Source organism: Caballeronia sp. (assembly GCF_049581465.1).
GTDB lineage: Bacteria > Pseudomonadota > Gammaproteobacteria > Burkholderiales > Burkholderiaceae > Caballeronia.
Genome location: NZ_JBAUSA010000282.1, coordinates 1 through 8,092, shown reverse-complemented (window position 1 = coordinate 8,092; position 8,092 = coordinate 1). Strand labels below are relative to the sequence as shown.

Genomic DNA, 8,092 nt, shown 5'->3' with positions numbered 1-8,092 from the left:
CACTGCTGTGGTCTACTCAGTGTACGCCGGACGGTTGACAAGTCGTGGCATACGGCTACTGACCGCCCCACCGGCGTGAACAGTGAGGCCAAAGTGGAAGGGGATGAGCATGAACATCGCCGAGAAGTCCCTACGTTTCCTGGTAGAAAAATGGCTCGCGCCCACTCCGACGATGCGGATCCGCGTAGTCCAATCTGGTCGAATGGGCTTACACAAGAGACGCTATGTGGGCGTCGAGGTCTCGGCCGCGACCGGTTCACGTGCAATATTTTCTTTCGGCACGACGACGGCTCGTGGTGTGTGTTTCCGCCTGCGATCGCCCGGCCGGCAATGGCGGGTTATCGGCTTGCAGCGTGAGAGGGCCATAAGGCAGAAGGAGCATCAGATGAAAACGGAAACGACAGCTTTCCTGAGCCACCAGGAGATATTTGACCGTGCTGCTATTCACCTCAACGATCGCTTTGCTGAGCTGCCTGCAGAACGTCCACGACGTGTTCGGCACGTGGGAATGGCAAGAACGTCTGATTTCCATCGCTAGGCAGTTCGGCGTAAGTGCCGAGCGAGTGACTTCGACCGTTTGGCCCATCGCCTCTTGATCCCGCGGAAAGCGTCAGGCAGGGGCGCGTGTTGCCCGTAGCACGATTGCCCACAACGCAAAAGGGTCTATCGCAATAAGAACAGCATCTCAAGCGGAGGCTATATGATAAGCACGACGTATCGTATCGAGGAGTATAGGGCTCTGGTGCAATATCTGGTTTAGCCGAGATGATTCTTATAAATATGGATTCCTTATAATTTAAAAGAACGGCAGGCCATACGCAGGGCGCTGCGGTGTCCTTGAGCCCGAGAGCGCCAGCGCTATCAACGCAACAGGGCCGAGGACGGCCACACGCTTTTATTTGAGCTCGATGACCGACACGTCACCGACGGTGCACGTGCGCGATTGCGAACCCCGAGTGTCGGCGGAAAGGGCTGACGCGTTTTCATACAACGCCGTGTGGGCAAAACACAGTGGCATTGCGATGGGCCTTATCGCGACGGCACTGCCGTCGAGTCCGCTCATGATTCAGTCCGTTATCCTTCGTATAACCGAGGGCGCATGGAGTGGCCGTTGTCGAGCAGGCACGACCGGCCCGCGTACTGCCTCATGCAAAGGGGCATACGCAAGGTGAACTGGAAGTCTGTGATCGGCGGCACGCGAGACCCACTTCCGCCGATGGATCCGGCATTGTCGCAACGGCTATTTTTCAAGTTTACAAGGCTCGGCCAAAGCCGTCGCTCGAGCATCGGCGGTGGGATACGCCAGCTCGAATGGCGCGGACGGCACGTTGACCGTCGTGCATGAAGATGACGCCGACCACTACACGGTCGCGGAAAATGACCTGACGTTGGAAGGCGCGTAGACAATGGCGCTCGACGCAAAGGCACACCGCGTATATCTCGTGTCATCGAAGTTCGGTCCCGCCGAAGCGGCTACCGCCGACAATCCTCGTCCGCGCCCGACGGTCATTTTCTGGACGGCCGAAATACTCGTGGCGCAGCGCAAGTAGTGTGTGCTGAGAGCCGTAACGCAAATTAAATTTGTCAACGATCTCGTCAATCTCGCCGCCCCCGACGTGGGGCCGGACCCTTGACAACTGCTCAAGCAGCAGTTTCCTCTGCCCACTATTCGACGCATGTTGGCGTAGCAGCTCGCCTTACCCAACATTACAAGATGTCATCCGACGTAATGCGTTAGAAAGTTAACCGTCTTTAGGTATTCATGTCGAAGTGTTTAAATCCGCGTGGATTTCGGAAGTGCCCACATACGACCGCTCATCTATCAGCCAATTAAATAACTAATAGCGCATAGCGCACGACATCTGGAGTTTCACCTATGCTTCGTCGAACTTTAACGGTTGGCATTTCTGCCGCCGCGGCCGCGTTTGGTCTATACGCTTGCGGGGGCAATAGTGGCAGCGATAATTCATCACAGTCCGTTCAAAACCGTCTGGTAACGGCTACGCCAATCAAGCACGTCGTAGTTATCTACAACGAAAACGTGTCGTTCGACCACTATTTTGCGACTTACCCGAACGCGGCAAACCCAGCAGGCGAGCCAGCGTTCACATCGGCCGCCGGTACACCTGCGATCAATGGCCTTTCGGGGGTGCTCCTCACAGCAAACCCGAACTTCGCCAACCCGGCTAACGGTGTTGCAGCATCCAACCCGTTCCGTTTGGACAGGACGCAAGCAGCCACGTCCGACCAGAATCACGCATATACCGCAGAACAACAGGCCTATGACAACGGCGCGGCGGATCTTTTCCCGAAATTCACGGGTAAGGGTTCGAGCGGCGGTGCAGGCGCTTTCGGCACGGCTGGCCAGGTGATGGGCTACTTTGACGGCAACACGGTCGGTGCCATGTGGAACTACGCCCAGAAGTTTTCGATGAGCGACAACGCATACACGGACACATACGGTCCGTCCACACCGGGCGCGCTTGAAGTGGTATCGGGGCAAAACAACGGGGTGAAAATCGTCAAGACGAGCAAACCGGCGTTCAATCTGACTACCGCTTCAGGCTCCTACTACATCAACGATGGTCAAGGCGGCATCACCCTCATTAACGATGCCGACCCCGCCAACGATTTGTGTTCGAGCGCGACCGACCAGATATTGATGACCGGCAAGAACATAGGCGACTTGCTGAACACGAAGAACATTTCATGGGGCGGCTTCATGGGCGGCTTCAATTTGTCGACTGTGAACGGCAATGGCACCACGGGTTGCAAGCGCAGCACTGTCACGCCTGTGGTGGGACAAGCTACGGCCGACTACGTCCCCCATCACAACTGGTTCCAATACTTTGCAACAACGGCGAACCCGCAGCACTTGCGTCCGAGCTCGGCGGCAGTCATTGGCCTTTCGCTCGAGGCTGACGGCAAGACGCCGGAACCGGCAAACCACCAATATGACACTGACGATTTCTTTGCGTCGGTCAAGGCCGGCAACTATCCGTCGGTGAGCTTCATCAAGGCTCCGGCATTCCAGGATGGCCACGCCGGTTATTCGGATCCGCTGGACGAACAGGCATTCACAACGAAGATCGTCAACTTCCTGCAGCAGCAACCGGATTGGAACAGCACGGCAGTTATCGTTGCTTGGGATGACTCGGATGGCTGGTACGACCATGCGTTTGCAAACCCAACGTCCTCGTCGTTCGATGCTCAAGCCGACCAGTTGAATGGCGCAGGCAAGTGCGGTGCCGGTGCCGCGCCGCTTGGCGTAAATGGCGGTGCGGTGAACGGTCGCTGCGGTCCGGGCACGCGTATCCCGTTCCTCGTTATCTCGCCGTGGGCCAAGGTCAACTACGTCGATCACACACCGATCAGCCAGGCATCAGTTGTCCGCTTCATTGAAGACAATTGGCTGAATGGGGCGCGTCTCGGCGGCGGCTCGTTCGACGCAACCGCGGGCTCCATCAACGGGATGTTCAATTTCAGCGGTGCTGGTAACAACCCGACGCTATTTGTCGACCCGACGCTCGGTACGCCAGTCGCTTCGGTGCCACCGATCTAACGAGTTTAAAGCTCGCGTCGGCGCTCATGCCGACGCACCTCACACTTCGTTGTCCGTGTTGCCATCGAGAAATCGGTCGGCAACATTTTTGTTTAACCTTTTCCCGTCGCCTCCATGTCCCTGTACGTTGCCCCGCCAGTCGAACCGGCATCTGGTAATACCCCACGTGCACCCAAGCCAAAGAAGACAGCGCTTTGGTGCCTCGCGGCGCTTCTCGTTGCGAGCACCGGCTTCTGCGCTTGGGCCCTTGCTTTCCCGTCACAGGTCCCAGCAAGGGTAGGTGACATCGTGGAAGACCTCACCGGTGCAAATCCAAATCCAGTTGTTTTACAGCGGCCCGCCGACGTGGAACTCAGTGCGGTTGCGCAACTCGGGAAAGAGCTTTTTTACGACAAGACGCTGTCCGCGTCGGGAAAACAGTCCTGTGCTTCATGTCACAGTCCTGAATCCGCTTTTGGCCCACCGAACAATCTTTCGGTTCAACTGGGCGGCCCTCATCTAACCCTTCAGGGCTATCGGCCACCGCCTTCGCTCATGTATCTGTATCGCCAGCCGAATTTCAGTATCGGACCGGACGCTGGCGACGCGGACGCACCACCGGATCTGGCTCAACTTGCGAGTCAGGCAGCGGGAACGCAGAAGGCCCAGAAGAATGCGGGCGTGGCGCCCGTTGCCGTTGCAATGGTTCCACAAGGGGGACTCTTTCTGGACGGGCGTGTCGACACCCTGCAGGCGCAAGCATCGGGACCCATGCTAAACCCTGTGGAAATGGCTAACGCCAGCATGGACGAAATATCGAACAAGCTTCAAGGTACCTCGTACAAAGACGACTTTGTTAAGCTCTTCGGGCCAAACATCTTCAAAAGCCGCGACCTCGCGATTTCTGAGGCGATGTTTGCCATTGCTCGCTATCAAGTCGAAGACCAATCCTTTCATCCGTATTCCAGTAAATATGACTACTGGCTGGAAGGAAAAGCACGCTTAAGCCAGGCGGAGTTGCACGGCTTGCGCCTGTTTAACGACCCGGATAAGGCTAATTGTGCTGGATGCCATCTGTCCAAAATAGGTGCGGACGGCTTGCCGCCGATGTTCACCGACTATCAGTACGAAGCCCTTGGTGTTCCCCGCAACAACAAGCTTGACGAGAACAAGAATCCCGCTTTCTTTGATATGGGCATCTGCGGTCCTTTCCGCACGGACATGAATGATCAGACGCAGTATTGCGGAATGTTTCTGACACCTACGCTGCGCAATGCGGCAACCCGGCATGCGTTTTTTCACAATGGGATCTATAGTTCTCTAGACGACGTGATGGCGTTCTATAACGACCGAAATACTGCGCCAGAAAAGTTTTATCCGAAGGGTCCGGACGGCAAGGTTCGCCAATACGATGACCTGCCGCTGCGGTTCCACGCGAACATCGACAATACCGACGCACCGTTTGACCGCAAGTTTGGGGACAAGCCGGCTATGAGCGACCAAGATATGCGGGACATCATCGCGTTCTTGAGGACGCTCAATGACGGGTATTCAAAGAATCACTCTTAGTCAATCGTGAACCGCCACCGTATCGTTGATTGGATGCGAGACGGTCGTCGCAAGCGCGCATGGTCCGCTGCATTCTTCGTCAGATTTTCCCGTTTCAGAATGTTGCCTCTTTTGAATTCTCAGTGGGTGGTTTAGCGGGTCAAGGGCGGGCGTGAACCCGGCGAAGCGAACCATTGAGGCGCACTAAATCGTCAAGCTGAACGGTGGCTGGTTGCGGCAGAATGCGGCAACCAGCCAGGCAAGACAAAGCAACCATGACGGATCAACTGTTCGAATCTGCTCTCGGTATAACCGAGCCTTGGTACTTGCAAGCCGTTGACTTTGATGCGGCCCAGCGTCAACTCACCATTGTCGTGGACTTCGTCGCGGGCAGCCGGTTGGCCTACACCGGAGTTACCGGCGAGCATCCCGTGCACGACACGCAAATCAAGCGTCTGCGTCACCTGAATTTCTTTCAGCACGAGTGCTTCCTGGAAATCCGGGTGCCGCGTGTGCACTTACCAGATGGGGCGATCAACGCTAGCGCGCAATGCCGAGTGTCAAAAGAGCCGCTAATGTCCGCACCGTGGCCAGTTTTCGCCTGTGAGACCGACCGCCGCTACGTTGCCTCCGGTCAGAAGGCGCCGAAGATCCGGTCGAGCGCGGCCAAGATGGCATCGCGGCGATCCGCAAGGGAGCCGATGCGCCTGCCGAGCGCGTTCAACGGAACGGCACCCATGGCGGGCGTGTCGAGGAAGTGTTTCTCGCCATTGATCTCGAAGACCGGCAGCAAATCGGACGGTTTGCCTGAAAACCCGAGATCTGGGGTAGGTCGCAGAGGAATCACGATGCGCGTCGGCAAGATTCCGACATGCGTGCTCTGCACGTCTAGCAGGTATGGCGCAAGGCGCCGCGTCTCATCGTCGGGGTTACCGTAGAGATCAAAACGCGCCATTAAAACGTCCTGTACTTCGCGAGCGGCAGCCCGTCGCGTTCAACCATCGCAGTGTATGCCGCGACTAGCTCGGCATTGTCGTCGGCCCAACGGCGAGCCTCAGCCTCCTGAATTTCTTCGCGCACACCACGCTCACTCGCGCGCGAAAGGTTGATCCCGAGCTCCTTGGCCCGATCCAGGACTTCAGGCGGCAACGTGACGTTCGTGGACTTACGCGCCCGGCCTTCGAGTGCCTTACCCATGCGCATCTCCATGTTTGAAAACATGTGCATTATAGTCCGCATGCACGATGATCGTCGACAGGAAATCTTCCTCCGAGCGACCGTTGCAAGGCCGCCTAGTCGCACGTTGCTTGTGAGGCCGCCAAGTTATCGTGCGGTCAGTAGTCGCTCAATTTGTCGTTCGGATAACTACACAAGAGCAATAGGGAGTGCACCGTCGTGCGGCGAATGCCGGTGAACTGCTGCTAGTTGACGTGTTCGGAGGAGTGGTGGGTAAGCCCTGTTGCGGCGATAACGCCCGTGATCACGGCAACGTCGCCGAGTAGCGTCGAGGCAGGACGGCTTCAGGGACATTAGCCCTGTTTGGTCACCTGAAAGGGCGGCCAGTTGGGCGCTCGCGAGATTCGTACTCGGCCATTTTGGCCGTTAGCGAGGTCGTCTCGGCGTTCGCGAAAGTCGGCTTCAGATGCTTAGTTGAACTGGCGCTATCGGCTAGGAACGGTCATTCCCCATCGGTTCGGGAACGTCCGCTGACAGGAGGCGAATCGCCCTTCGGCGAAGAGCCCGACGATGCCGTCTCGGCCCGGTTGGCAGGAGCCGCGATCTGCGGCACGCGCGGCGACGTAGGTGTCATGGTGTGATCAACTCCGTTCAATCCGTGATGCTGTTTGAGCGTCGCGACACGCGGTTCAGAGCCACGCCAAGCCTTCCCGGACCTGCGCATGCGCGTTGTACGTCAGCGGCTCGCCATGCGCGAGTACGACTTGCTCGAACGGCCAGGCGAGCAGCCGATCCACGCAGGCGCGAGCCCGCTTGCGGTCGCGATAGACCAGACGCAGGAGGGGATGCCAGCCGACGTGACCGAGCACACCACCCACGCGCAAATAGTTGCGCGTTAGCCAATGCGGCGACGCCCGAAAGTTCTCGACCAGATCGCAGGTGATCAGTGTGCGCGTTGCCGGGTGATAAAACACTGTCTCGTCGAGCATGGAGCCTTCAATCGTCATCAGTTCGAGATCGTCACGCCACTCGGGATGCGGCTGGTCCGTCAGCGTCGCGCAGAAACGCAGGTCCCGGCGCTTGCGTTGCAAGGCGGCTGGACCGTGCAGCAGTGCCTGTGGATACGTGGCCGCCGCTTCGGACGCGTACATGTGGTGAAACAGGTTTGGACAGACGATATGCGCGACTGGCCCGAGCACGTCGATTTTCCTTGTTTTCCTACGTCTATCGGAACAGGCGGGCGTCAAGCGAAAACGGTTCTTGCCGAGTGACCTTCACCTTCCGAAAATCGCTGTGATGGGGGTTAAGAATGACATTCCAATCTGCCGGGCATACCACAGAAGGCACTTTCATCGCGACTGACTTCGCTGCCGATAACCATCGCCGACCAATCTCAATTGTCGATGTGGGGATCGTGAGTTCGTTCCAGTCAGTCGGCAGAGACGGTTCATACCCCTTGCTGATCAAGACATCAGGAATATCTACCTCAACGAGAAAGAGGTTAGCGGCAGGAATGAACCCGGACAGATGCACGCGCACTTCGAGTACTGCCGTTGCCGCGTTAAGGCTTGTGTACAGCGCGGGCATACCCATGGGATTCCAACGCCCCCCGGCAACCGACGCTCCGTTTCCACTCAAATCGTCCGCGCGGTATTTTCCCGGCTTGTCTTTTGCGACTCGAAAAAGCTTCATACACCCACGCCGAATTCGATCCGTTGAAGAATTCGCTGTACTGCGTCATAACCAGTTTGCGTGTCCAGCATCGCGATCGGGCTTTCGCCATTCAATTCCGCGTGCGCGGCTTGCATCCATTGCGCGGCAATATCC

8 protein-coding genes and 2 pseudogenes are annotated in these 8,092 nt (G+C 57.4%); 5 read left to right on the top strand and 5 right to left on the bottom strand.

The annotated features are described in order from the left end of the window. Positions 1-109 precede the first annotated feature (109 nt). The 5 genes and pseudogenes from WCA53_RS07015 to WCA53_RS06995 form a co-directional block, all read left to right on the top strand. Positions 110-357, top strand: a pseudogene (locus WCA53_RS07015) (hypothetical protein). Between the two features lie 1,049 nt (positions 358-1,406). Then, a complete protein-coding gene (locus tag WCA53_RS07010) occupies positions 1,407-1,550 on the top strand; it encodes a hypothetical protein (protein ID WP_423907319.1) in 144 nt (47 codons plus the stop codon). Positions 1,551-1,876: 326 nt separating this feature from the next. Beyond that, the gene (locus WCA53_RS07005; protein ID WP_423907317.1) at positions 1,877-3,562 is read left to right on the top strand and encodes a phospholipase C; all 1,686 of its coding nucleotides are present in this window, start codon (positions 1,877-1,879) and stop codon (positions 3,560-3,562) included. Positions 3,563-3,676: 114 nt separating this feature from the next. Continuing rightward, positions 3,677-5,110, top strand: coding sequence for a cytochrome-c peroxidase (locus WCA53_RS07000; RefSeq protein WP_423907315.1), 1,434 nt, complete (start codon positions 3,677-3,679; stop codon positions 5,108-5,110). A gap of 254 nt (positions 5,111-5,364) precedes the next feature. Further along, positions 5,365-5,625 (top strand): annotated as a pseudogene (locus tag WCA53_RS06995) (ISL3 family transposase); the annotation flags it as partial. 98 nt (positions 5,626-5,723) lie between these two features. On the opposite strand, the gene WCA53_RS06990 reads toward WCA53_RS06995, so the two are convergent. The 5 genes from WCA53_RS06990 to WCA53_RS06970 all read right to left on the bottom strand — a co-directional run bounded on the left by WCA53_RS06990 (position 5,724) and on the right by WCA53_RS06970 (position 8,073). Further along, a complete protein-coding gene (locus tag WCA53_RS06990; RefSeq protein WP_423907312.1) occupies positions 5,724-6,044 on the bottom strand; it encodes a CcdB family protein in 321 nt (106 codons plus the stop codon). After that, positions 6,044-6,286 (bottom strand): type II toxin-antitoxin system CcdA family antitoxin, encoded by a 243-nt coding sequence (locus WCA53_RS06985; protein ID WP_423907309.1) that lies wholly within the window; start codon positions 6,284-6,286, stop codon positions 6,044-6,046. The genes WCA53_RS06990 and WCA53_RS06985 overlap by 1 nt, the downstream gene beginning before the upstream one ends. A 668-nt stretch (positions 6,287-6,954) precedes the next feature. Continuing rightward, on the bottom strand, positions 6,955-7,464 hold the full coding sequence (locus WCA53_RS06980) for a hypothetical protein (protein ID WP_423907307.1): 510 nt from the start codon (positions 7,462-7,464) through the stop codon (positions 6,955-6,957). A 25-nt stretch (positions 7,465-7,489) separates the two neighbouring features. Next, positions 7,490-7,957, bottom strand: a complete 468-nt coding sequence (locus WCA53_RS06975; RefSeq protein WP_423907305.1) for an RES family NAD+ phosphorylase — start codon at positions 7,955-7,957, stop codon at positions 7,490-7,492. Further along, complete coding sequence (locus WCA53_RS06970) at positions 7,954-8,073, bottom strand: antitoxin Xre/MbcA/ParS toxin-binding domain-containing protein (protein WP_423907321.1); 120 nt, start codon at positions 8,071-8,073, stop codon at positions 7,954-7,956. The genes WCA53_RS06975 and WCA53_RS06970 overlap by 4 nt, the downstream gene beginning before the upstream one ends. Positions 8,074-8,092 lie beyond the last annotated feature (19 nt).

Bases quoted from the DNA above. Each gene is read 5' to 3' on its own strand.
- WCA53_RS07010 (WP_423907319.1), top strand. From the start codon at position 1,407: ATGGCGCTCGACGCAAAGGCACACCGCGTATATCTCGTGTCATCGAAG.
- WCA53_RS07005 (WP_423907317.1), top strand. From the start codon at position 1,877: ATGCTTCGTCGAACTTTAACGGTTGGCATTTCTGCCGCCGCGGCCGCG.
- WCA53_RS07000 (WP_423907315.1), top strand. From the start codon at position 3,677: ATGTCCCTGTACGTTGCCCCGCCAGTCGAACCGGCATCTGGTAATACC.
- WCA53_RS06990 (WP_423907312.1), bottom strand. From the start codon at position 6,044: ATGGCGCGTTTTGATCTCTACGGTAACCCCGACGATGAGACGCGGCGC.
- WCA53_RS06985 (WP_423907309.1), bottom strand. From the start codon at position 6,286: ATGGGTAAGGCACTCGAAGGCCGGGCGCGTAAGTCCACGAACGTCACG.
- WCA53_RS06975 (WP_423907305.1), bottom strand. From the start codon at position 7,957: ATGAAGCTTTTTCGAGTCGCAAAAGACAAGCCGGGAAAATACCGCGCG.
- WCA53_RS06970 (WP_423907321.1), bottom strand. From the start codon at position 8,073: ATGCAAGCCGCGCACGCGGAATTGAATGGCGAAAGCCCGATCGCGATG.